This is a genomic window from Brevibacterium sp. MGP-B1, assembly GCF_057766545.1.
In genome coordinates this window covers 1,381,434-1,404,467 of sequence record NZ_CM173407.1, presented here as the reverse complement: position 1 = coordinate 1,404,467, position 23,034 = coordinate 1,381,434, and the positions used below count along the sequence as shown (strand labels likewise).

At 66.1% G+C, this 23,034-nt stretch carries 22 protein-coding genes; all 22 read left to right on the top strand.

The features are described from left to right. The first annotated feature begins 176 nt into the window (after positions 1–176). The 22 genes from alaS (at position 177) to metK (ending at position 23,022) form a co-directional block, all read left to right on the top strand. Positions 177–2,831, top strand: coding sequence for an alanine--tRNA ligase (gene alaS / locus AC3CD9_RS06535; RefSeq protein WP_488366877.1), 2,655 nt, complete (start codon positions 177–179; stop codon positions 2,829–2,831). Continuing rightward, entirely contained in the window at positions 2,828–3,304 is a 477-nt protein-coding gene (gene ruvX / locus AC3CD9_RS06530; protein ID WP_488366876.1) for a Holliday junction resolvase RuvX, read from the top strand. The genes alaS and ruvX overlap by 4 nt, the downstream gene beginning before the upstream one ends. Then, complete coding sequence (gene mltG, locus AC3CD9_RS06525) at positions 3,301–4,437, top strand: endolytic transglycosylase MltG (RefSeq protein ID WP_488366875.1); 1,137 nt, start codon at positions 3,301–3,303, stop codon at positions 4,435–4,437. The genes ruvX and mltG overlap by 4 nt, the downstream gene beginning before the upstream one ends. 3 nt (positions 4,438–4,440) lie before the next feature. Beyond that, on the top strand, positions 4,441–5,361 hold the full coding sequence (locus AC3CD9_RS06520) for a shikimate dehydrogenase family protein (RefSeq protein ID WP_488366874.1): 921 nt from the start codon (positions 4,441–4,443) through the stop codon (positions 5,359–5,361). A 13-nt stretch (positions 5,362–5,374) separates the two neighbouring features. Beyond that, a complete protein-coding gene (locus AC3CD9_RS06515; RefSeq protein ID WP_488366873.1) occupies positions 5,375–6,154 on the top strand; it encodes a prepilin peptidase in 780 nt (259 codons plus the stop codon). Positions 6,155–6,164: 10 nt separating this feature from the next. After that, on the top strand, positions 6,165–7,364 hold the full coding sequence (aroC, locus tag AC3CD9_RS06510; protein ID WP_488366872.1) for a chorismate synthase: 1,200 nt from the start codon (positions 6,165–6,167) through the stop codon (positions 7,362–7,364). Beyond that, positions 7,361–7,999, top strand: a complete 639-nt coding sequence (locus AC3CD9_RS06505) for a shikimate kinase (protein WP_488366871.1) — start codon at positions 7,361–7,363, stop codon at positions 7,997–7,999. Before aroC ends, AC3CD9_RS06505 begins: the two co-directional genes overlap by 4 nt. Positions 8,000–8,170: 171 nt before the next feature. Continuing rightward, positions 8,171–9,292 carry a 3-dehydroquinate synthase gene (gene aroB, locus AC3CD9_RS06500; RefSeq protein WP_181270541.1) on the top strand — a complete coding sequence of 374 codons (1,122 nt, stop codon included), beginning with the start codon at positions 8,171–8,173 and terminating at the stop codon, positions 9,290–9,292. A gap of 147 nt (positions 9,293–9,439) precedes the next feature. Beyond that, positions 9,440–10,000: an elongation factor P gene (gene efp, locus AC3CD9_RS06495; protein WP_025777834.1), complete on the top strand. Its 561-nt coding sequence runs from the start codon at positions 9,440–9,442 to the stop codon at positions 9,998–10,000. Beyond that, entirely contained in the window at positions 10,001–10,411 is a 411-nt protein-coding gene (gene nusB, locus AC3CD9_RS06490; RefSeq protein WP_139467336.1) for a transcription antitermination factor NusB, read from the top strand. Between the two features lie 110 nt (positions 10,412–10,521). After that, positions 10,522–11,073: a bifunctional pyr operon transcriptional regulator/uracil phosphoribosyltransferase PyrR gene (pyrR, locus tag AC3CD9_RS06485; protein ID WP_488366870.1), complete on the top strand. Its 552-nt coding sequence runs from the start codon at positions 10,522–10,524 to the stop codon at positions 11,071–11,073. Next, the gene (locus AC3CD9_RS06480; RefSeq protein ID WP_488366869.1) at positions 11,070–12,050 is read left to right on the top strand and encodes an aspartate carbamoyltransferase catalytic subunit; all 981 of its coding nucleotides are present in this window, start codon (positions 11,070–11,072) and stop codon (positions 12,048–12,050) included. The genes pyrR and AC3CD9_RS06480 overlap by 4 nt, the downstream gene beginning before the upstream one ends. Further along, positions 12,043–13,356 carry a dihydroorotase gene (locus AC3CD9_RS06475; protein WP_488366868.1) on the top strand — a complete coding sequence of 438 codons (1,314 nt, stop codon included), beginning with the start codon at positions 12,043–12,045 and terminating at the stop codon, positions 13,354–13,356. The genes AC3CD9_RS06480 and AC3CD9_RS06475 overlap by 8 nt, the downstream gene beginning before the upstream one ends. Further along, positions 13,341–13,835 carry a PH-like domain-containing protein gene (locus AC3CD9_RS06470; RefSeq protein ID WP_139908112.1) on the top strand — a complete coding sequence of 165 codons (495 nt, stop codon included), beginning with the start codon at positions 13,341–13,343 and terminating at the stop codon, positions 13,833–13,835. Before AC3CD9_RS06475 ends, AC3CD9_RS06470 begins: the two co-directional genes overlap by 16 nt. After that, positions 13,832–14,992, top strand: coding sequence for a glutamine-hydrolyzing carbamoyl-phosphate synthase small subunit (gene carA, locus AC3CD9_RS06465; RefSeq protein ID WP_488366867.1), 1,161 nt, complete (start codon positions 13,832–13,834; stop codon positions 14,990–14,992). The genes AC3CD9_RS06470 and carA overlap by 4 nt, the downstream gene beginning before the upstream one ends. A 12-nt stretch (positions 14,993–15,004) precedes the next feature. Beyond that, complete coding sequence (gene carB / locus AC3CD9_RS06460) at positions 15,005–18,280, top strand: carbamoyl-phosphate synthase large subunit (protein ID WP_488366865.1); 3,276 nt, start codon at positions 15,005–15,007, stop codon at positions 18,278–18,280. Next, complete coding sequence (gene pyrF, locus AC3CD9_RS06455; protein ID WP_488367510.1) at positions 18,280–19,125, top strand: orotidine-5'-phosphate decarboxylase; 846 nt, start codon at positions 18,280–18,282, stop codon at positions 19,123–19,125. The genes carB and pyrF overlap by 1 nt, the downstream gene beginning before the upstream one ends. 175 nt (positions 19,126–19,300) lie before the next feature. Further along, positions 19,301–19,612 (top strand): integration host factor, actinobacterial type, encoded by a 312-nt coding sequence (mihF, locus tag AC3CD9_RS06450; RefSeq protein ID WP_025777825.1) that lies wholly within the window; start codon positions 19,301–19,303, stop codon positions 19,610–19,612. Between the two features lie 19 nt (positions 19,613–19,631). Then, positions 19,632–20,195, top strand: a complete 564-nt coding sequence (gene gmk, locus AC3CD9_RS06445) for a guanylate kinase (protein ID WP_488366864.1) — start codon at positions 19,632–19,634, stop codon at positions 20,193–20,195. Then, complete coding sequence (rpoZ, locus tag AC3CD9_RS06440; protein ID WP_025777823.1) at positions 20,196–20,543, top strand: DNA-directed RNA polymerase subunit omega; 348 nt, start codon at positions 20,196–20,198, stop codon at positions 20,541–20,543. Further along, positions 20,540–21,820 carry a bifunctional phosphopantothenoylcysteine decarboxylase/phosphopantothenate--cysteine ligase CoaBC gene (coaBC, locus tag AC3CD9_RS06435; protein ID WP_488366863.1) on the top strand — a complete coding sequence of 427 codons (1,281 nt, stop codon included), beginning with the start codon at positions 20,540–20,542 and terminating at the stop codon, positions 21,818–21,820. Before rpoZ ends, coaBC begins: the two co-directional genes overlap by 4 nt. Then, positions 21,817–23,022: a methionine adenosyltransferase gene (gene metK / locus AC3CD9_RS06430; RefSeq protein ID WP_173152539.1), complete on the top strand. Its 1,206-nt coding sequence runs from the start codon at positions 21,817–21,819 to the stop codon at positions 23,020–23,022. The genes coaBC and metK overlap by 4 nt, the downstream gene beginning before the upstream one ends. The last annotated feature ends 12 nt before the right edge of the window (positions 23,023–23,034 follow it).

The following is a 23,034-nucleotide window of genomic DNA, read 5'->3' as shown; positions in this document are numbered from 1 at the left end:
TCGGGAGGCGCAAGCGCGGCGGATTCCGGGACCGAACTGGTCGGCACGCCGCGCCACATCGCATATTGCGGCGGAGCCATTAAACTGGTCCCTGTTAAGTGCGGGTACGCACGAGTAAGTGTCGCGCCGGGCTCATCCGCCCGGCGGCGCACAGGCAATATCTGAAAGGCCTTGGATTGAAGACGGCAGAGATCAAACAACGCTGGTTGGACTACTTCGAAGCGAACGGGCACACCGTGGTCCCCTCGGCGTCGGTGATCAGCTCCGATCCGTCCATCCTGTTCAACATCGCGGGAATGGTCCAGTTCATTCCCTACCTCACCGGCCGGGAGCCGGCCCCGTTCAACCGCGCCACCAGCGTGCAGAAATGCGTGCGCACCGGAGACATCGAAGAGGTCGGCAAGACGACCCGCCACGGCACCTTCTTCCAGATGAACGGCAACTTCTCCTTCGGCGACTACTTCAAGCGCGATGCCATCAAGTTCGCCTGGGGACTGCTGACGACCCCCGTCGCCGAGGGCGGCCTCGGCTTCGACCCGGACCTGCTGTGGGCGACAGTGCACGAAGACGATCTCGAGACCATCGACATGTGGCTCGAGGAGACCTCCGTTCCCCGTGAGCGCATCCAGCTGCGCGACAACGAGGACAACTACTGGCACACCGGCCAGCCCGGCCCCGGCGGCTACTGCTCGGAGATCTACTTCGACCGCGGCCCCGCCTACGGCGTCGACGGCGGACCCGTGGCCGACGAAGACCGCTACATCGAGATCTGGAACCTCGTGTTCATGGAGTTCGAACTCTCCGAGGTTCGCTCGAAGGTCGACTTCGACGTGGCCGGCGAGCTGCCGGCGAAGAACATCGATACCGGCATGGGACTCGAACGTGTCGCCTTCCTGCTCCAGGGCGTGGAGAACATGTACGAGATCGACGAAGTCTTCCCCGTCATCGAGGCCGCCAGTCGTCTGGCCGGTCGGACCTACGGCGAAGACGAGCACGCCGATGTGCAGCTGCGCGTCGTCGCCGACCATGTCCGTTCGGCCCTGATCATCATCGGCGACGGGGTCCGCCCCGGCAACGAAGGCCGCGGCTACATCCTCCGCCGCCTGCTCCGCCGTGCCGTGCGTGCCATGCGTCTGCTCGGAGTCAAGGAAGAAGTCCTACCCGAGCTGCTGCCCGTCTCCATGCAGGCCATGAAGCTGTCCTACCCGGAACTCGAAACGGACTTCGACCGCATCTCCCGGGTCGCCTACGCCGAGGAGAAGGCGTTCCTGCGCACCCTCGAATCCGGCACTCAGTTGTTCGCCAATGCCGCGAAGTCACTCGACGGCGCGGACAAGACCATCAGCGGGGACATTGCCTTCGCCCTCCACGACACCCACGGATTCCCCATCGACCTCACTCTCGAGATGGCTTCCGAAGCCGGACTGAGCGTCGACGAGGCCGGGTTCCGTGAGCTGATGAGTGAACAGCGCACCCGCGCCAAGGCCGATGCCAAGGCGAAGAAGGGCGGCGGCCACACCGACCTGTCCGCTTATTCGGCGCTGCTCGACGAAGGTGCCAGCGAATTCGTCGGCTATGACCGACTCGAGTCCGACTCCCGCGTGCGAGGAATCGTCGTCGATGGGGTCGCCGCCGAGGTGCTCACCGCCGGTCAGCGCGGCGACGTCGTCCTCGACCTGACCCCGTTCTACGCCGAATCCGGCGGTCAGCGCGCCGACGTCGGCCTCATCTCCGGCCATGGCTTCACCGCCCGGGTCAGCGACGTCCAGAATCCGGTCAAGGGACTGCCCGCCCACCGGGTCGAGGTGATCGACGGAGAGCTGCGCGTCGGTGACGAGGTGCTCGCCGCCGTCGACCACGACCACCGGTTCCAGGGCGCACAGGCCCACACCGCCACCCACCTCGTCCACGCTGCGCTGCGCGAGATCCTCGGCAGCCACGCCGTGCAGGCCGGTTCGCTCAATCAGCCCGGATACATGCGCTTCGACTACTCGTTCCCCGAAGCCCCGAGCACCCAGATGCGGGCCGAGATCGAAGAGGTCGCGAACCTCGCGGTGCGCTCGAACTACGAAGTCGGCACCGAATACATGTCCTTCGACGACGCGAAGAAGTCCGGTGCCATGGCGCTCTTCGGCGAGAAGTACCCGAACGTCGTGCGCGTCGTCGACATCGGCGGACCCTTCTCCCGCGAACTCTGCGGCGGCACCCACGTCGGTGCCTCCGCGGAGGTCGGCCCGATCTCTGTGCTCTCCGAAGCCTCCGTCGGCTCCGGAGTCCGACGCATCGAAGCCGCGGTCGGCATGGACGCCTTCCGGTCCCTGGCCGCCGAGCGGACCATCGTGTCCTCGCTCTCGGAGATGCTCAAGGTCCCCGGCACCGACGTCACATCACGCGTGTCCGACCTGATGAGCCGGCTCAAGGACGCCGAGAAGGAGATCGCCCGACTGGGCGCCCAGCAGCTGCTCGCCTCGGCCGGGAAGTTCCTCGATGAGGCACAGACTGTGGGCCAGACGCTGTTCGTGCAGGCCGAACTCGGCGACATCGCCAATGCCGGAGACATCCGCACACTGGTCACCGATCTGCGCAACCGGGTCGCCGACCGTCAAGCGGTGATCTTCGGCATCGGAGTCAGCAGCGGAAAGCCCGTCGTCGTCATCGCCACCACCGAGGCGGCCCGCGCCGCCGGTCTGCAGGCAGGAAAGCTCGTGTCGCTGGCCTGCGGCGAACTCGGCGGCGGAGGCGGCGGCAAGCCCGACCTCGCCCAGGGCGGGGGCAGCAACCCCGCGGCGATCCCGTCAGCCATCGCGGCGGTCAAGGCAGCCATCCAGTGAGTTTCCGCCGAGGTCGCCGGCTGGGTCTCGACATCGGTTCCGTGCGGATCGGTGTCGCCTCCAGCGACCCCGACGGGATTCTGGCCACTCCGCTCACCGTCGTTCGTCGAGCAGACGAATCGGCGGCGCTGCGGCAGCTGCGCGACATCGTCGACGAATACGAACCCATCGAACTCCTGGTGGGGGACCCGAAGTCCCTCGACGGCGCCGCCCGGGCCGCAGCCACCTCGGCGTTGGAATTCGCCCGCCGGATCGCCGCGGCCACCGGCACACCTGTCCGTCTCGTCGACGAACGCTTCACCACCGTCGAGGCCCACCAGGCTCTCGCCGCGGCCGGGAAATCGTCACGCCAGCGACGCGAGATCGTCGATGCCCAAGCCGCCGTGATCATCCTCCAGAACGCCCTCGAGTACGAACACAACACCGGTGTCCCCGCCGGCCGTGAGATGCCCGACGAGGAGAACGACGTATGAGCCCGATCACCGAAGAGTTCTCGACCGACGAAGGACTGTCCCGCGCAGAGATCCGCGCGAAGAAACGGCGCAGAATGATGCGCCGCCGACGGACGACGACGATCGTGATCATCTGCATCCTCGTCTTCGGCGTCGGGGGCTTCTTCGGCGTGCGTGCGGCCGGTGGAGTCTTCGACGACCTGTTCGGACCGAAAGGCGACTACGAGGGGCAGGGCACGAACGAGGTCTCGATCGAGATAGCTCCCGGATCCTCGGCGCGCACCGTGGCCAACCAGCTCGTCGAAGCCGGAGTGATCATGAACTCCGAGCCCTTCCTCGACGAGATCGAACGCCGTGAGGCGACCATCCAGGCCGGGACCTGGACGATGCGGGAGAAGATGAGCTCGAAGGCCGCGGTCGAAGCGCTCATCAATCCCATCGCCCCGCCGAAGATCACAATCGCCGAAGGCAAACAGGTCGAAGAGATCAAGGCGATCATGATCGAATCGGGGATGAACGCCGACGAGGTCGACAAAGCCATCGACGACAAGACCCCGAAGGACTACGGACTCGAGATCGACGCACCGAGCCTCGAAGGCTATCTGTACCCGGCGACCTACGACCTCAACAAGCAGAAGACCGCCGAGGACATCGTCCAGGAGATGGTCGACAAGACCGAGACCGAACTCGACGAACTGGGAATCGAGAGCAAGGACGCCAACCGCATCCTCACGCTGGCCAGCCTCGTGGAGAAGGAATCCCCGGGTGACCCCGAGGTGCGCTCGAAGGTCGCCAGGTCCTTCCTCAACCGCATCTCCGACAAATCGCAGACCGGGGGACTGCTCCAATCGGACGCGACCGTGGCCTATATCCACGGTGCCCGCTCGGACCTGACGACGACGAAGAAGGAACGCCAGTCCGACTCGCCGTACAACACGTACAAGAAGAAGGGTCTGCCTCCCGGGCCCATCAACTCGCCGAGCAAGGGCGCCGTCGAAGCCGCGCTCGAACCCGCCGACGGTGACTGGCAGTTCTTCGTCGCGACGAACCCGGACACGGGGGAGACCAAGTTCGCCGACAACTACGACGACCACAAGAAGAACGTCGAGATCTACCGCAAATGGCTGCGCGAACACAGCAAGGACGACGGATAGCCGGTGAGGATACTTGCCGCAGTGCTCGGTTCGCCGATCGCACACTCGAAGTCCCCGCTGCTCCACCGCGCCGCCTTCGCAGCGTTGAACCTGGAATCCAGCGAGTACTCCCGCTACGAACTCGGGGCCGATGAGCTCGAGGAATTCCTCGACTCTCACCCCGATCACACCGGCTTCTCGCTGACGATGCCGTTGAAGGACCGACTCGTCACACTCGCCGCCGAACGCGGGTGGAACCTCGACGAGACGGCGGCACTGACGGCCGCCGGCAACACCCTTGTGCGCCACCGCGGAGAAGTGCAGGTGGCGAACACCGACGTCGAGGGCATCGTGCGTGCCGTCGCCCCGCACAGGGCATCAGGACCGGCCGCGGCTGTTGGTGCGGGAGCCGGTCGCGCGACGATCCTCGGCGCCGGAGCCACGGCCGCCTCGGCGCTCGTGGCCTGCCGCGATCTCGGGATCGCACACGTGGACTTCCGCGTCCGCAGCCCGGACCGTGCCCGCCGGGTCCTCGACCTGGCCGAGCGGATCGGTCTGACCGCCTCGGTGGGCGACCTGACCCGGATCGGTCCATCGGAGATCGTCATCTCCACCCTGCCCGCCGAGGCGGCGCCCGACCCGATCTGGGATGACTCCTTCGCCCCCGGTGCGATCGTCCTCGACGTCGCCTACGCCGCCGATTCGACATTCCTCGCCGCGGCTGCCGCTCGCGGTCTGCGCCCCGTCGCCGGAACCGCCATGCTCGTCGAACAGGCCGTCGCCCAGTTCGAGATGTTCCTCGCCGCGGCCAGGGCCGACGACGCATCGGAGGTGGACAACCTGTCGACGTCGAAGACCCTGCCGGCAGCAGACGACCTGACCGCGCGGGTCGCGGAGGCCATGTACGCAGCACTCGAGGTTCCGCCGGTCCGGGCGCAGGACTGAACCGGCGATCGCGATGGACACCGGAGTGCTGCACGGGATGACCATCGGCGTCACGGTTCTGGCCGCTCTGGCCTGCGGTCTCATCCTCACCGTGACCCCGCGGGCCTGGCTCGACGACTCCTCGCACCTTGAGCGGTGGCGGGCCTCCAGGTGGGCCCGTGGTCCGGGACCGGTGGTGGGCGGCGTCATCATCGCCGCAGCCGCCGCCGTCGTCTTCACCCTCACCGTGCTCACACCACTTGAGACCGGGTGGAGCGCCTATGCGCCGCTGAGTGAGACGACGTTCGCCCCACTGCAGCCGAACTCGGCCGATCGCATCGTCTCCGCCCTGCTGCTGGGCCTCATCGCCGGCGCCACATCGTTCCTCGTCACCGCGGATGTCAGCGTGCGCAGGCTGCCTGATCGGATCGTCATCCCCCTGTCTCTGGTCACCCTCGGACTCATCATCACAGGGTCCGTGCTCGGAGCGCTGCCGATGTGGTTCGCGTCATTCTTCGCAGGACTCATCGGCCTCGTCTTCTTCACGGCAGTGCACCTGGTGGGTCGAGCGCTGCGGGCGCGGACGATGGGGCTCGGGGACGTCAAGCTCGCGTTCATCGTCTTCGCCGTGCCCGGTCTCTTCGATCCGTGGGCACCTGCGCTCGTGCTTGTCGCCATGATGCTCATCAGCGGGGTCTGGGCGCTCATCGGAGCGATCCGAGCCGGTCGGGTGCGCGGGGTGACCATCGCCTTCGGACCGGCCATGCTTTCCGGCATGTGGCTCGGGTGCCTGTTCGCCCCAATACTTTTGTAGAATCGGTGGAATGTTGAGATGGCTGACTGCAGGCGAATCCCACGGCGAAGCGCTGACTGGGATCATTGAGGGGCTTCCCGCCCATGTACCGATCACCAGGGACGATATTCGTGCGAGCCTGGCTCGCCGCCGACTCGGCTATGGCCGCGGCGCACGGATGAAGTTCGAAGCCGACGATGTGCGTCTCCTCGGCGGTGTCCGCCACGGGCAGACCTTGGGCTCACCGGTGGCGATCGAGGTCGGCAACACCGAATGGCCGAAGTGGGAATCCGTGATGAGCCCGGATCCCGTCGACGCGTCCGAACTCGAAGGACTGGCGCGCAATGCCCCGCTGACCCGGCCGCGTCCGGGCCATGCCGATATCGTCGGCATGCAGAAGTACGGCTTCGACGAAGCCCGCCCCGTGTTGGAGCGCGCCTCGGCACGTGAGACCGCGATGCGTGTGGCACTGGGCACGGTGGCCGCGAAGTTCCTCGGCGAACTGGGCATCACCCTCGTCTCCCACACCGTGGCCATCGGCGGCGCCGAACACGCAGCCGATGCGCTGCCCGCACTGCCGACCGCGGCCGATGTCGAAGCCCTCGACGCCGATCCGGTCCGCTGCTTCGACGCCGACCTCTCGGCGACGATGGTCACCGAGATCGACGCGGCGAAGAAGGCCGGGGACACCCTCGGCGGAGTCGTCGAAGTCCTCGCTTACGACCTGCCTCCGGGCCTGGGCTCCCACGTGCATTGGGACCGTCGTCTCGACTCCCGCCTGGCCGGTGCCCTCATGGGCATCCAGGCGATCAAGGGCGTCGAGGTCGGAGACGGTTTCCTCACCACGAAGCGTCCCGGTTCGCAGGCCCATGACGAACTGCAAGTCGGACCCGACGGATTCCGTCGCACGAGCAATCGTGCCGGCGGCACGGAAGGCGGAATGTCCACGGGCGGCCCGCTGCGTGTGCGGGCGGGGATGAAGCCGATCGCCACGGTGCCGCGTGCCCTGGCGACGGTCGACGTCGAAACCGGTGAGGCTGCGAAGGCAAACCATCAGCGTTCCGACGTGTGCGCGGTTCCCGCCTCGGGAGTCGTCGCCGAAGCCATGGTGGCACTGGTGCTCGCCGAAGCCGTCGTCGAGAAGTTCGGCGGAGACTCCGTTGCCGAGACGAAGCGGAACCTGGACGCCTATGTCGCGGCCATTCCGGAGAACCTCCGCATCGGACGATGAACCACACCCCGCTGCCCAAACCGGTTCCGCCCTTGGAACCGGTCCCCGCCGCGCTCTCGCGCATCGTGCTCTCCGGTCCGCCGGCGGCAGGGAAATCGACGATCGGTCGGCTGCTCGCCGACCGGCTCGGTCTGCCGCTGACGGACACGGACGCGAATATCGTCGACAAGTACGGGGTCATCTCGGAGATCTTCGTCGAACGCGGCGAAGATCACTTCCGACGCATCGAACGCGAGGTCGTGCGCAGGGCACTGCGTCGTCTCCTCGATCGTCCGGGCATCGTGTCCCTGGGCGGAGGAGCGATCCTCAACCCCGGCACCCGAGCTCAGCTGCGACACCCGGCGATCAAGGTCGTGCACATCGATATCGATGTCGACACCGTGGCACAGCGGCTGACCGCCCCGCACCGGCCGCTGCTGCGCGGTGCCGGCAGCCCGGTGGAGAACTGGCTGGCCCTGGTCAACGAACGCGAACCGCTGTACGAACAGGTCGCGACATTCCGGGTCCAGGCCTCGAACTCACCGCCGTCGACGGTGGTCAACCGGGTCGTCGACGTCCTCACCGGTCTGCAGCGAGCCGAGGAGTACGCGAAATACGCCGATCCCGACGACGACGGATCCGGTCAGCAGAGCTGAACACAGCCTCGGCGGTGAGACGCCTGCGACCACATCGGTCACCCGTTTCGCCGCCGGGAGCCTGTGAGGGCTAGGCTGGATCCGGCCCTCGGAACAGGTGCCTCGACTCCGAGCACTCACCGGGCGGCCGAGCCTTGAGAGAAGACGATGAACGATCAGGAAGACGGACGAATGAGCCTCACACGCATCAATGTGGACGCCGGCGGGAACTACCCCGTCCTCGTCGGCCGGGGACTGCTCGGCGAACTGCCCGAGCTGCTCGGAAACCGCGTCGAGAAGGTCCTCGTCATCCACCCCCGCGCCCTGCGCACCACCGGCGAGACCGTTCGCGACGACCTCGCCGCCGCCGGTCTCGAGGCCGTGGCCGCGGAGATCCCCGACGCCGAAGAGGCCAAACACGTCCAGGTCGCCGCATTCTGCTGGCAGGTCCTCGGCCAATCCGACTTCACCCGCACGGACGCGATCATCACCGTCGGCGGGGGAGCGGTGAGCGACCTCGGCGGGTTCGTCGCCGCCACCTGGCTGCGCGGAATCAAGGTCATCCACATCCCCACCACCGTGCTCGGCATGGTCGATGCCTCCGTCGGCGGCAAGACCGGGATCAACACCGCCGAAGGCAAAAACCTCGTCGGCTCCTTCCACGCACCCGCCGGTGTCCTCGTCGACCTCGACACGCTCGGGACCCTGCCGGAGAACGAACTGTTCACCGGCCTCGCCGAGGTGGTCAAGACCGGATTCATCGCCGACCCCGCGATCCTCGATCTCGTGTCGAACCATTCGAAGGACGAGATCGCCGATGTGCACGGCCCCGTGCTGCGCGAACTCATCGAACGCTCCATCCGGGTCAAGGCCGAAGTCGTCTCCGGAGACTTCAAGGAGTCCGGACGCAGGGAGATACTCAACTACGGCCACACCCTCGGCCATGCGATCGAGCACAAGGAGCGCTACCAGTGGCGTCACGGTGCCGCCGTATCGGTGGGCATGGTCTTCGCCGCCGAGGTGGCGTCGATGATCAAGAGCCTGCCCTATGAAGTCGTCGATCTCCACCGTGAACTGCTCGGCAAGCTCGGACTGCCGGTTGGCTACCGTTCCGATGTGTGGCCGCAGCTGCTGGACACGATGAAGAGGGACAAGAAGGCCCGCGGGGCGATGCTGCGGATGGTGCTGCTCAGTGACATCGGCGAACCGAGCACCGTCGAGATCCCCGATGCGTCCATCCTCTTCACCGCCTACCAGGAGATCGGCGAGGACTCGCCGACGGTTCCCCTCGGCATCGGCCTCGGCCTCGACTGACCCCGCCCGGATGGAAGCGTCCCGCTGGGCTTGCTAGACTTGCCCAGTGGCGCGTTCGTCGACCCCGCAGCTCGGGGTCCTCCGACGCGTCGTGCCGACTGCGATCACCATTCGGTGATCAGGACTGAACCGAAGAAGGACGAATTAGTGGCGACAACGAACGACCTGAAGAACGGCCTTGTGCTCAACCTCGACAACCAGCTGTGGCAGGTGCTCGAATTCCAGCACGTCAAGCCCGGAAAAGGACCGGCCTTCGTCCGCACCAAGCTGAAGAATGTCATCTCCGGCAAGATCATCGACAAGACCTTCAACGCCGGCACCAAGGTCGAGACCGCGAATGTCGACCGCCGCGATATGCAGTACCTCTACCATGACGGCACCGACTACGTGTTCATGGATGCCAAGGACTACGACCAGGTCAACATCTCCGCAGAGCTCGTCGGCGACGCCGCGAACTACATGCTCGAGAACCAGGATCTGCAGATCTCCTTCCACGAAGGCACCCCGCTCTCCGTCGAGCTGCCGCCCTCGGTGGAACTGACCATCACCCACACGGAACCCGGACTCCAGGGCGACCGTTCGACCGGCGGTTCGAAGCCCGCGACCCTCGAGACCGGCTACGAGATCCAGGTGCCCCTGTTCCTCGAAGAAGGCGTGAAGGTCAAGGTCGACACCCGCAGCGGCGACTACCTCGGTCGCGTCAAGTAAGTGGCGTCCGCACGTACCCGAGCCCGTCGCCGGGCTCTCGAGCTGCTCTTCGAAGCCGGGCAGCGTCGACTGGCCATGGACGAACTCGTCACCATGCGGTCGAACGATCCCGACTACCCGATGAAGGAATACGCGGTCGAGATCGTCAAGGGCATCACCGAGAAGCAGGCGGAGATCGACGAGATCATCTCCACCTACTCAGAAGGCTGGACCCTGGATCGGATGCCGGCCGTCGACCGATCGCTGCTGGAGATCGGAACCTGGGAGATGCTGTACAACGACGAGGTTCCCGACAAAGTGGCCATCGACGAAGCAGTGTCCCTGGCCAGACAGTTCTCCACAGATGACTCTCCCGGCTTCGTCTCGGGGCTGCTCTCCCGCATCCTCGACGTCAAACCGACACTCATCTGAGGCGGCGGGTCCGCACTTCGGACCCGCCCGCCGGTGGGCACCCCACCGGGTCTACAATCGAATCGAACCACTCCTTTAACCACCGTCCAGAGAGGCGGAGAAGGGGAAATATGACACAGCGAACAGTGCTGGACGCCCCCGATATCTCGCGGGCGATCACCCGCATCGCGCACGAGATCATCGAATCCAACAAGGGCAGCGACGACCTCGTCCTCCTGGGGATTCCGCGCCGCGGAGTCCCGCTCGCCAACCGACTCGCCGAGGCGATCGCCTCCATCTCCGGTCGTCCCGAGACCGCAGGCGACCTCGCCGGCAGTCTCGACATCACGATGTACCGTGACGATCTGCGCGGCGGCTCCTACCGGGCACCCGAACCGACCACCATCCCGAGTGCGGGAATCGATGCGAAGACCGTCGTCCTCGTCGACGATGTGCTCTTCTCGGGACGCACCATCCGCGCTGCCCTCGACGCCCTTGCCGATGTCGGTCGGCCCGCCAAGGTCCGCCTCGCCGTCCTCGTCGACCGCGGCCACCGGGACCTTCCGATCCGTGCCGACCATGTCGGCAAGAACCTGCCGACCTCGAGCAGCGAACGCGTCAACGTCTCCCTGACCGAAATCGACGGAGACGACTCCGTGAGCATCTCGGGAGGCCGCGAATGAAGCATCTGCTCGACACCGCATCGCTGAGCCGAGACGACGCCATCGGCATCCTCGACATCGCCGAGGAGATGACTCTCGTCTCCGAACGCGAAGTCAAGAAGCTGCCCGTGCTGCGCGGACGCACAGTGGTCAACCTGTTCTTCGAGGACTCCACACGCACCCGACTGTCCTTCGAGGCCGCAGCCAAGCGGCTCTCGGCCGATGTGCTCAACTTCTCCGCCAAGGGCTCCTCCGTGTCGAAGGGCGAGAGCCTCCAGGACACGATCCAGACGATCTCGGCGATGGGCGCCGATGCCATCGTCGTCCGCCACTCCGGGGCGGGCACCGCCCACCGCCTCGCCCATACCGGGTGGATCGACGTTCCCGTCGTCAACGCCGGCGACGGCACCCACGAACACCCCACCCAGGCGCTCCTCGACGCGTTCACCCTGCGCCGGGCACTGTCCGGAGTCCCCGCCTCGGGGCCGGTGCAAGGGGGACCGCGCGGTCAGGGACTCGACGGAGCGAAGGTCGCCATCGTCGGAGACATCCTGCACTCCCGAGTGGCTCGGTCGAACGTCCACCTGCTCGCCCGCCTCGGCGCGGACGTCCACCTCATCGCACCACCCACCCTGCTGCCCTGGGGAGTGGAGAACTGGCCGGTGACCATCCACTACGACTTCGATTCGGCCCTGAGCGCCGAGGACTTCGCAGCCGTGATGATGCTGCGCGTCCAACACGAGCGGATGCACGAATCCTTCTTCCCCAACGAACGCGAATACGCCCGCCTGTGGGGACTGAGCGCTGCCCGTCTGGCCAAACTGCCGGAGACGAGCTTCATCATGCACCCAGGGCCCATGAACCGCGGCTTCGAAATCTCCGCTGCCGCAGCGGACTCACCCCGCGCCCTCGTCCTCGACCAAGTCGAGAACGGAGTGAGCGTGCGCATGGCGGTCCTCTACCGTCTGCTGACCGGTCAGGAGGAGACCAATGACTGATTACCTCATCCGCGGTGCCGATGTGCTCGGACGCGGAGTCGCCGATATCGCGATCCAGGACGGTCGCATCGTCGACCCCGAACTGCTGAGCTCAAACGACTGTGAGACCGTCGACGCCGCAGGACTCGTGGCCCTGCCGGGACTCGTCGACATGCACACCCATCTGCGCGAGCCGGGCAAGGAAGACGCCGAGACCGTGCTCACCGGATCACGCTCAGCCGCCTCGGGAGGGTTCACCTGCGTTCACGCCATGGCGAACACCGCACCCGTGGCCGACACCGCCGGTGTCGTCGAACAGGTTCACCGCCTCGGCCGCGCCGCCGGATTCACCGAAGTCGTACCCGTCGGCGCCGTCACCACCGGGCTCGAGGGAAAGCAGCTCGCCGAGCTGGGAGCCATGGCGCGCTCCGGAGCTCGCGTGCGGATGTTCTCCGATGACGGAATCTGCGTCTCCGATCCGCTGCTCATGCGCCGCGCCCTCGAGTACGTCAAGACCTTCGACGGGATCATCGCCCAGCACGCACAGGAACCTCGCCTGACCGAAGGCGCACAGATGAACGAGGGAACGGTCTCGGCCGAACTCGGACTGCCCGGCTGGCCCGCCGTCGCCGAGGAGTCGATCATCGCCCGCGATGTCCTCCTGGCCGAACACGTCGGGTCCCGGCTGCATATCTGCCACATCTCCACGGCCGGCAGCGTCGACCTCATCCGCTGGGCCAAGGCCCGGGGGATCGCCGTGACCGCCGAGGTGACACCGCACCATCTCATGCTCACCGACGAACTCGTGCGCACGTTCGACCCCGTCTACAAGGTCAATCCGCCGCTGCGCACCGACCGTGACGTGCAGGCGCTGCGTGAAGCGCTGGCAGACGGCACGATCGACGTCGTCGGCACCGACCACGCCCCGCACACGGCCGAACACAAATGCAGCGAATGGACCGCAGCGGCCATGGGTATGGTCGGCATGGAATCCGCCCTGTCGATCGTCGTCGCAGCCATGGCCGACCACGACTTCGACTTCGGCGATGTGGCCCGCGTGATGTCCTCGGCTCCGGCCCGGATCACCGCAGCCTCCGGTCACGGCAGCCTCGAGATCGGGGCGAGTGCGAACATCGTCCTCGTCGACCCGGCCGCACCGCACCGCATCGAACCCGCCGACCACGCCACGAAGGGACGCAACAACCCCTTCGCCGGCGTCGAAGTGACCGCGCAGGTCACCGACACCTTCTTCTACGGCCACCGGGTCTTGGCCGCAGGGGCACTCACCACACCCCACCCGGCAGGAGCAACATGGACACAACAGTAGGCACACTCATCGTCGCCGCCGTCATCCTCCTCGTGATCGTCGCGATCGCCTGGGGATGGAGCCGACGCAAACGGGCCCAGTCAGAGGTCGTCACCCCGCCGAAGCCCCATATGGGAATCAAGGCCGTGGGCGAACCCGTCGAGGGCTCCTATGTGTCGACGACGAAGGCCGGCCATCCGCTCGAACGCGTCGCCGTCCACGGCCTGGGCATCCGCACCACCGGGGAACTCGTCGTCACCGACGGGGGAGTGATCATGGACCTGGCCGGACGCGAGGACTTCCTCATCCCGCGCCGCGACATCGTCTCCGTGGACACCACGAACGGGATGATCGGGAAATTCGTCGAACGCGGAGGCATCATCCGCATCACCTGGCACCTCGGCGACACCCTCGTCGACACGGGGTTCCGTGCCCGCTACGCCGCATCCACCACCCCCACCGTCGACCGTATCCGCGAAATGATCGAAGAGGCACAATGAGCTTTTCCACCACCCCCGCCGTCCTCGTCCTCGAAGACGGCCGGACCTTCCACGGTTCCGCTTACGGACACATCGGCGAGACCACCGGTGAGGCCGTGTTCGTCACCGCCATGTCCGGCTACCAGGAGACGCTGACAGATCCGTCCTATCACCGACAGGTCATCATCCAGGCCGCTCCGCACATCGGCAACACCGGGATCAACCGCACCGATGACGAATCCGCCCAGATCTGGGCCGCCGGCTACGTCGTCCGCGATGCCTCCCGGATCTCGTCGAACTGGCGGTCCGAAGGCGACCTGGCCGACTGGCTGAACGAGTCCGGGATCGTCGGCATCTCCGACGTCGACACCCGAGCCCTGACCCGCCACCTGCGCGACAAGGGAGCCATGCGCGTGGGCATCTTCTCCGGACCCGCCGCCGAGGCGCCCGAATCCGAACTCCTCGCCCGTGTCCAGGCGTCTCCGCAGATGGCCGGAGCCAACCTCGTCGACGAAGTCTCGATCACCGAACCCCGACTCATCCCCGCCCGCGGGGAGAAGCGCTTCAGCGTCGCCGCCGTCGACCTCGGCATCAAATCGATGACCCCCGAACGACTGAGCGAACGCGGAATCGACGTGCACCTGCTGCCGTCGACGATCAGCTTCGACGAGATCCGGGCCCTGGGCGTCGACGGAGTCTTCTTCTCCAACGGACCCGGCGACCCCGCCACCGCAGACGATCAGGTCGAACTGCTGCGCGCCGTGCTCGACGCCCGAATCCCGTTCTTCGGCATCTGCTTCGGCAACCAGCTGCTCGGTCGGGCCCTGGGCTTCGGCACCTATAAGCTGCCCTTCGGCCACCGCGGGATCAACGTGCCCGTGATGGACCGGACCACGGAGAAGGTCGAGATCACCTCGCAGAACCACGGCTTCGCCGTCGACGCTCCGCTGACAGGCGAGACCACGGCCCCGCACAAGGCCGACTACGGCCGCGTGACCGTCTCCCATGTGTGCCTCAACGACGACGTCGTCGAGGGACTCGCCTGCCTCGACATTCCCGCCTTCTCCGTCCAATTCCACCCCGAGGCTGCGGCCGGCCCGCACGATTCGAGCTACCTGTTCGATCGCTTCGTCGACCTCATGTCCGCTTCCCAGGCCGATTCGGCTGCCCAGGCCTAAGGAGAACACCCAATGCCACTGAGACACGACCTCAAATCCGTCCTCGTCATCGGCTCCGGCCCCATCGTCATCGGCCAGGCCTGCGAATTCGACTACTCCGGCACCCAGGCCTGCCGCGTGCTGCGCTCCGAGGGCCTGCGCGTCATCCTCATCAATTCGAACCCGGCGACGATCATGACCGACCCGGACATCGCCGACGCCACCTACGTCGAGCCCATCGATCCGGACGTCATCGAGACGATCATCGAGAAGGAACGCCCCGACGCGCTCCTGCCCACCCTGGGCGGACAGACCGCACTCAACGCGGCCATCGCCCTCCACGACGCCGGAGTGCTCGAGAAGTACGGCGTCGAACTCATCGGTGCCGACGTCGACGCCATCCAGCGCGGCGAGGACCGTCAGAAGTTCAAAGACATCGCCGAGGCGTGCGGTGCCGAAGTGGCCAGATCCGCCATCTGCCACACCCTCGACGAAGCCCTGGCCGCCGCCGAGGAGCTCAACTACCCGGTCGTCGTCCGTCCCTCGTTCACCATGGGCGGCCTCGGCTCGGGCATGGCCTATGACGAAGCCGATCTGCGCCGCATCGCCGGCGCCGGCCTGTCCGATTCCATCACCCACGAGGTGCTGCTCGAGGAATCGATCCTCGGGTGGAAGGAATACGAACTCGAGCTCATGCGCGACAACAAGGACAACGTCGTCGTCGTGTGCTCGATCGAGAACGTCGACCCCGTCGGCGTGCACACCGGTGACTCGATCACGGTGGCCCCGGCACTGACGCTGACCGACCGGGAATACCAGTCGATGCGCGATATCGGCATTGCCATCATCCGGGCCGTCGGCGTGGACACCGGCGGCTGCAACATCCAGTTCGCCGTCGACCCCAAGACCGGACGCATCATCACCATCGAGATGAACCCGCGCGTGTCCCGGTCCTCGGCGCTGGCGTCGAAGGCCACCGGCTTCCCGATCGCCAAGATGGCCGCGAAGCTCGCCGTCGGCTATTCGCTCGACGAGATCCCCAACGACATCACGAAGGTCACTCCGGCCAGCTTCGAACCGACCCTGGACTATGTGGTCGTGAAGATCCCGCGCTTCACCTTCGAGAAGTTCCCGGCCGCGGATCCGACCCTGACGACGACGATGAAATCCGTCGGTGAGGTCATGGCCCTGGGCCGCAACTTCACCACCGCGCTGCAGAAGGCGATGCGCTCACTCGAGCAGAAGGACTCCGCGTTCAGCTGGACCGATCTGCCAGACGTCTCCGACGACGACGTCCGCGAATCCGTCCTCGAAGCCATCTCGCACGCCACTGCCGACCGCATCCACTCGGTCCAGCGCGGACTCGCCGCCGGCCTGAGCGCGTCGGAGGTTTTCGACGCCTGCGCGATCGACCCCTGGTACCTCGACCAGATCCAGCTCATCAACGAGGTGGCCGCCTATGTCCGCGACGCCGATGAACTCGACGAGCAGGTCCTGCGGGTCGCGAAGAACCACGGATTCTCCGACGAGCAGATCGCGGGACTGCGCAGCCTCGACACGAGCGTCGTCACCGGCATCCGCCATGCACTGCGCGTGCGCCCGGTGTTCAAGACGGTCGACACCTGCGCCGGAGAATTCGAAGCGAAGACTCCCTACCACTACTCGAGCTACGACTCCGAGACCGAGGTCATGCCGCGCGAACGCCCGGCAGTGATCATCCTCGGGTCGGGCCCGAACCGCATCGGCCAGGGCATCGAGTTCGACTACTCGTGCGTGCACGCGACCATGGCGATCGGATCCGCCGACTACGAGACGATCATGGTCAACTGCAACCCGGAGACCGTGTCGACCGACTACGACACCGCCGATCGCCTGTACTTCGAACCCCTGACGTTCGAAGACGTCATGGAGGTCTACCACGCCGAACTCGCCGCCGGCGAGGTCCTCGGCGTCGTATGCACTCTCGGCGGACAGACCCCGCTGGGTCTGGCCGACAAGCTCAAGGCTGCGGGTGTGCCGGTGCTCGGCACCCAGCCCGAAGCCATCGACCTGGCCGAGGACCGCGGAGAGTTCGGAGCCGTGCTGGAGAGGGCCGGACTCACAGCCCCCAAGCACGGCACCGCGGTGACTGCCGCGGAAGCCGCCGCGATCGCGGAGAACATCGGCTACCCGGTGCTCGTGCGGCCCTCCTATGTCCTCGGCGGACGCGGAATGCAGATCGTCTACGACCGCACCCAGCTGCTCGACTACATGGCCAGCGCCACGGAGATCTCAACCGACCGTCCGGTCCTCGTCGACCGGTTCCTCGAAGACGCCATCGAGATCGACGTCGACGCCCTCTTCGACGGCAACGAGGTCTACATCGGCGGAATCATGGAGCACATCGAGGAGGCCGGAATCCACTCCGGCGACTCCGCCTGCGTACTGCCCTCGCTGACTCTGGGTGAGGACGTGCTCGAGCGCGTCCGCCAGGGCACGAAGGCCATCGCCGAAGGTGTGGGCGTGCGCGGACTGCTCAACATCCAGTTCGCCATCGCCGCGGATGTCCTCCACGTCATCGAAGCCAACCCACGAGCCTCGCGGACCGTGCCCTTCGTCTCGAAGGCGACCTCGACCCAGCTGGCCAAGGCCGCGGCGCTCATCGCCGTGGGCCGCACGATCGAGGATCTGCGCGGTGACCTTCTGGCCGCAGAGGGCGACGGCTCGACCCTGCCGCTCGACCATCCGATCGCAGTCAAGGAGGCAGTCCTGCCGTTCCGACGGTTCACCACCGTCGAAGGCAAGATCGTCGACTCGATCCTCGGTCCCGAGATGCGCTCGACCGGTGAGGTCATGGGCATCGACCACAACTTCCCGACCGCCTTCGCGAAGGGACTGCTCGGGGCGTCCGTGAAGCTGCCGACCTCGGGCACCGTGTTCGTCTCGGTGGCCGATCGGGACAAGCGCGCCATGGTGCTGCCGGTCAAGGAGCTCGTCGACATGGGCTTCGACGTCGTCGCGACCACCGGCACCGCGGCCGTGCTCTCCCGCTACGGGATCAAGACCACACAGGTGCACAAGCACTTCGAGGCCGACGCCGAAGACCGCACGGTCATCGACTACCTCACCGCGGGCACCATTGACATGGTCATCAACGTGCCGTCGGGTCGGCAGGAACGCGCCGACGGCTACGAGATCCGAGCCGCGGCGACCGCGAACTCCGTGCCGCTGATCACGACGCTGGCCGAATTCGCCGCCGCCGTGACCTCCCTCGAGGTCATCCGCGACTCGAAATTCGACGTGCGCAGCCTGCAGGATTGGAACGCCTGATGTTCGGCACCCGACTGGCAGCCGCCATGGACGAGCACGGACCGCTGTGTGTGGGCATCGACCCGCACGAGCATCTTCTCGCCTCCTGGGGGCTGCCCGCCAGCGCCGCAGGCGTGCGGGAGTTCGCCCTCCGCACGGTCTCCGAGCTCAAGGGCTCGGTGGCCGCCGTCAAACCGCAGTCTGCGTTCTTCGAACAGTACGGCTCCGCCGGAGTCGCTGCTCTCGAAGAGACGCTGGCCGCGGCCAGGGACGCCGGACTGCTCACCGTTCTCGACATCAAACGCGGTGACATCGGGTCGACCATGGGTGCCTACGCGAAGGCCTACCTCGACCCTGCCTCGGCGCTGGCCGCGGACTCGATCACGGTCTCGCCCTACCTCGGATTCGGCGCCCTGGAGCCGGCCTTCGAACTCGCTGCCGCTCACGGCAAGGGCGTGTTCGTCCTGGCACTGACCTCGAACCCGGAAGGGGCAGAAGTCCAGCATGCCGTGAAAGACCGCGAATCGGTGGCCGGATCGATCGTGTCCCGCGTCCGGCAGCGCAATGCTCAGGCACTGGGGACACCCGACGAGCTCGGTCCCTTCGGACTCGTCGTCGGCGCGACCATCGGCACCGCAGCGCGCGATCTGGGTTTCGATCCCAGTGACTGCGGGGGACCGATCCTCGCTCCGGGCGTCGGTGCACAGGGTGCGGGCCTGACCGAGCTGCGGGCGGTCTTCGGCGACCGGGCGCTGGAATCGGGACAGGTGCTCGCCACCGCCTCCCGGGCGGTGCTCGGTGCCGGACCCGACAGTCTGGCCGAAACCGCCGCCGCGCTCAATCGTGCGCTGACGGTCACCGACTGAACAGCGGTGTTCGGATCGCGGGGGCGGTCCGAACACCGGTTTCGGTGTTCCGTCGACGGGCGGATTCCGGCTCGCCACGACACAAATTTCTGCTCATATCGCCTCTCGGCAGGGATTTTGTCTTAGACTGAGACAACTTCCCTACCTGCCCGTTCATGGTGACAGAGGAGACAAAGTGGCACTCGAACCGTTGACCCCGCAACAGCGTTCCGCTGCGTTGGACAAAGCGTTCAAGGCACGTCAGGCACGAGCCGAAGTGAAGTCGGCGCTGAAGACCGGCGATACCGATCTCGCGGCCGTGCTCAAGAAGGCAGCAGATGACGAAGCACTGGCGAAGATGCGTGTGCTCGATCTGCTCAGAGCTCTGCCCGGAGTCGGCGACCGGCGCGCCGAAGCCGCCATGGAAGAGGTCGGCATCGCCACCTCCCGTCGGATCAAAGGTCTGGGCGTGCACCAGAAGTCCGCCCTGTTGGAGAAATATTCCTGAGTGTGACAACCTCAGATCTGTGAATAATCGACTCACCGTCCTCGCGGGTCCGACCGCCGTCGGAAAAGGCACCATCAGCACCTATATTCGGCAGAACCACCCCGAGGTCTGGTTCTCCGTGTCGGCCACGACCCGACCCAGACGCCCCGGTGAGATCGATGGTGTCCATTATCACTTCCTCACCGACGACGCCTTCGACACCCTCATCGCCGAGGATCGGCTGCTCGAATACGCCGTCGTCCACGGACGCCACCGCTACGGCACACCTTCGGCTCCGGTGGAGGAGAAGCTCGACCAGGGGATTCCCGCGCTGCTGGAGATCGATCTGCAGGGAGCCCGCCAGGTCAAAGAGAAGATGCCCGGTGCCCGCTTCGTCTTCCTCGCCCCGCCCAGCTGGGAGGAACTCGTCTCCCGACTGACCGGTCGAGGCACCGAAACCGAGGAGGAGCAGGAGCGACGACTGGCCACCGCGAAACGCGAATTGGCCGCCGAATCGGAGTTCGACGTGACCATTGTGAACGACCACGTTCGCACTGCGGCCGAAGAACTCCTATCATTGATGGGTATATCCACTTCCGATTAGATGGGAATCTCCTTGCCCGCACAGCCTGAAGGCATCACCAACCCTCCGATCGACGATCTGCTCAACGTCACCGGTTCGAAGTACGAACTGGTCTCGATCGCGGCAAAGCGCGCCCGTCAGATCAACTCGTACTACGCCCAGCTGCAGGAGGGACTGCTCGAGAACGTCGGTCCGCTCGTCACGCCGGGCACCAACGAGAAGCCTCTGTCGATCGCTCTGCGTGAGGTCAACGAGTCGAAGATCGTCGCCCGCGAGGTCTCCGAAGCCGACTTCATCCAGGCCGCACCCGAGGCCGAAGCCACCGCTCCTGTGAGCAACGACGGCGCGATCGACTTCAGCGACCAGTGAGAATCGTACTCGGCGTCGCCGGTGGGATCGCCGCCTACAAAGCGGCACACATCATCCGGCGACTCCGGGAGCTCGACCACAGCGTCAAGGTCGTTCCGACGGCCAACGCACTGAAATTCATCGGTGCCCCCACCCTTGAGGCTCTGTCCGGCCAGACCGTGACCACCGATGTCTTCGACGAGATCGACACCGTCAATCACGTCCGCATCGGACAGGAAGCCGAACTCGTCATCATCGCCCCGGCGACCGCCGATCTGATCGCGAAGTTCGCCGCCGGACGAGCCGATGATCTGCTCACCGCCTCCGTGCTCACCACGACCGCCGAGGTGGTCGTGGCCCCGGCCATGCACACGGAGATGTGGCTCAACCCCGCCACAGTCGCCAACATCGCGACCCTGCGCTCCCGCGGCGTCCATGTCCTCGACCCTGTTGTCGGACGCCTCACCGGCCCCGACTCCGGTCCCGGACGACTGCCCGAACCCGAAGAGATCGTCGACTTTGCGCTCTCGGTCAAGGACGGCGTCGTCGGCGAGTCCGCAGACGCGCCAACCGGCCCCAGCGGTGCTCTGTCCGGTCGTCGCATCGTGATCAGCGCCGGCGGCACGCGGGAAGCACTCGACCCCGTGCGCTTCCTCGGCAACCGCTCCTCAGGCAAACAGGGCATCGCGTTGGCCAAGGCCGCCCATGCCGCGGGCGCATCAGTCGAACTCGTCGCCGCGAACATCGACACCGGTCTGCTGACGGGACTGCCTGCGGGCATCGCCATCACTCCGGTCGAATCCACTCTGGAGCTGCAGTCGGCGATGCATTCGGCCCAGGTGTGGGCTGATGCCATCATCATGGCCGCTGCCGTCGCCGATTACCGACCTGCCGAGACCACGGACTCGAAGATGAAGAAGTCCGGAGACGACGGACTGACTCTGCGTCTCGTGCAGAACCCGGATATCCTCCGCGGACTCGTCGACGAGCGCAGCCGTCAGACCAGCCTCCGCCATCAGATCATCGTCGGGTTCGCCGCCGAGACCGGTGACGCCGCCACCGCTGCCCTCGACTACGCTCGAGCCAAGTTCGAGCGCAAAGGCGTCGACCTGCTCGTCTTCAACGACGTCTCCGACGACCGCGCTTTCGGCCACGATGACACCATGGTCCAGATCATCTCCTCCGACTGCGGCGAGATCGTCGTCGGTGAGGAATTCCACGGGTCGAAGGACCATGTTTCACAAAAGGTCATCGCGGCCGTCTCCGACCGAATCACCCACGTAGAATCGACAACGTGACACACACAAATCTGCGTTTCTTCTCATCCGAGTCCGTCACCGAGGGACATCCCGACAAGATCTGCGACCAGATCAGCGATGCGGTGCTCGACGACCTGCTCCGGCAGGACCCCAACGCCAAAGTGGCCGTGGAGACCATGGTCACCACCGGCCTCGTCCACGTCGCCGGTGAAGTGAATACGGCTGCCTACGCCGATGTCGCCGGAATCGTGCGCAGCCTCATCACGGGAATCGGCTACGACTCCTCGGACACCGGCTTCGACGGGCACTCCTGCGGAGTCTCCGTGTCCATCGGCAGCCAGTCCACGGACATCCACTCCGGTGTGACGAATCCGCTGGACTTCCGTGAGGCCGTCGAATCCTCCGACCACGGCACCAGCCTCGGCGCCGGAGATCAGGGACTGATGTTCGGCTATGCCGACAACTCCACCGATGTGCTCATGCCGCTGCCCATCCACCTGGCCTCCCGGATGGCCGAGCAGCTCTCCGAGGTGCGCAAGTCCGGTCGGCTCGACTACCTGCGCCCCGATGGGAAGACCCAGCTGACGCTGGGCTATGACGGCGATGAGGCAGTGTCGATCGAGAACGTCGTCGTCTCCACCCAGCACTCGGCGGAGACCAGCCAGTCTCAGCTGCACACGGAGATCAAGGAACTCGTCATCGATCCGGTGATCGCCGACTCCGGTCTCGACACCTCGGGCGCGAACATCCACATCAACCCCGCCGGTCCCTTCGTGACGGGCGGGCCGATGGGCGATGCCGGTCTGACCGGACGGAAGATCATCGTCGACACCTACGGCGGGTTCTCCCGTCACGGCGGCGGTGCGTTCTCCGGCAAGGACCCTTCGAAGGTCGACCGTTCGGCGGCCTACGCGATGCGCTGGGTCGCGAAGAACGTCGTCGCCGCCGGTCTCGCCGACCGCGCCGAGGTGCAGGTGTCCTATGCGATCGGCCGAGTCGATCCGATGGGGCTCTACGTCGAGACCTTCGGGACGGAGAAGGCGGACCCGGCGGCCATCTCGGCTGCCATCCGCGAGGTCTTCGACCTCCGCCCTGCGATGATCATCCAGGAACTCGACCTGCTGCGCCCGATCTACTCGCAGACCTCGACCTACGGCCACTTCGGCCGTGAGCTGCCCGATTTCACCTGGGAGGTCACGGACCGCGCCGAGGATCTGCTGCGCGCCGTGTCCTCCAACTAGTCTGCCGTCGGC

What these genes read in the sequence shown, in the direction of transcription:
- mltG (WP_488366875.1), top strand. Translation starts at nt 3,301, where the DNA reads ATGAGCCCGATCACCGAAGAGTTCTCGACCGACGAAGGACTGTCCCGC.
- AC3CD9_RS06515 (WP_488366873.1), top strand. Translation starts at nt 5,375, where the DNA reads ATGGACACCGGAGTGCTGCACGGGATGACCATCGGCGTCACGGTTCTG.
- aroC (WP_488366872.1), top strand. Translation starts at nt 6,165, where the DNA reads ATGTTGAGATGGCTGACTGCAGGCGAATCCCACGGCGAAGCGCTGACT.
- AC3CD9_RS06505 (WP_488366871.1), top strand. Translation starts at nt 7,361, where the DNA reads ATGAACCACACCCCGCTGCCCAAACCGGTTCCGCCCTTGGAACCGGTC.
- aroB (WP_181270541.1), top strand. Translation starts at nt 8,171, where the DNA reads ATGAGCCTCACACGCATCAATGTGGACGCCGGCGGGAACTACCCCGTC.
- pyrR (WP_488366870.1), top strand. Translation starts at nt 10,522, where the DNA reads ATGACACAGCGAACAGTGCTGGACGCCCCCGATATCTCGCGGGCGATC.
- AC3CD9_RS06480 (WP_488366869.1), top strand. Translation starts at nt 11,070, where the DNA reads ATGAAGCATCTGCTCGACACCGCATCGCTGAGCCGAGACGACGCCATC.
- AC3CD9_RS06475 (WP_488366868.1), top strand. Translation starts at nt 12,043, where the DNA reads ATGACTGATTACCTCATCCGCGGTGCCGATGTGCTCGGACGCGGAGTC.
- AC3CD9_RS06470 (WP_139908112.1), top strand. Translation starts at nt 13,341, where the DNA reads ATGGACACAACAGTAGGCACACTCATCGTCGCCGCCGTCATCCTCCTC.
- carA (WP_488366867.1), top strand. Translation starts at nt 13,832, where the DNA reads ATGAGCTTTTCCACCACCCCCGCCGTCCTCGTCCTCGAAGACGGCCGG.
- carB (WP_488366865.1), top strand. Translation starts at nt 15,005, where the DNA reads ATGCCACTGAGACACGACCTCAAATCCGTCCTCGTCATCGGCTCCGGC.
- pyrF (WP_488367510.1), top strand. Translation starts at nt 18,280, where the DNA reads ATGTTCGGCACCCGACTGGCAGCCGCCATGGACGAGCACGGACCGCTG.
- rpoZ (WP_025777823.1), top strand. Translation starts at nt 20,196, where the DNA reads ATGGGAATCTCCTTGCCCGCACAGCCTGAAGGCATCACCAACCCTCCG.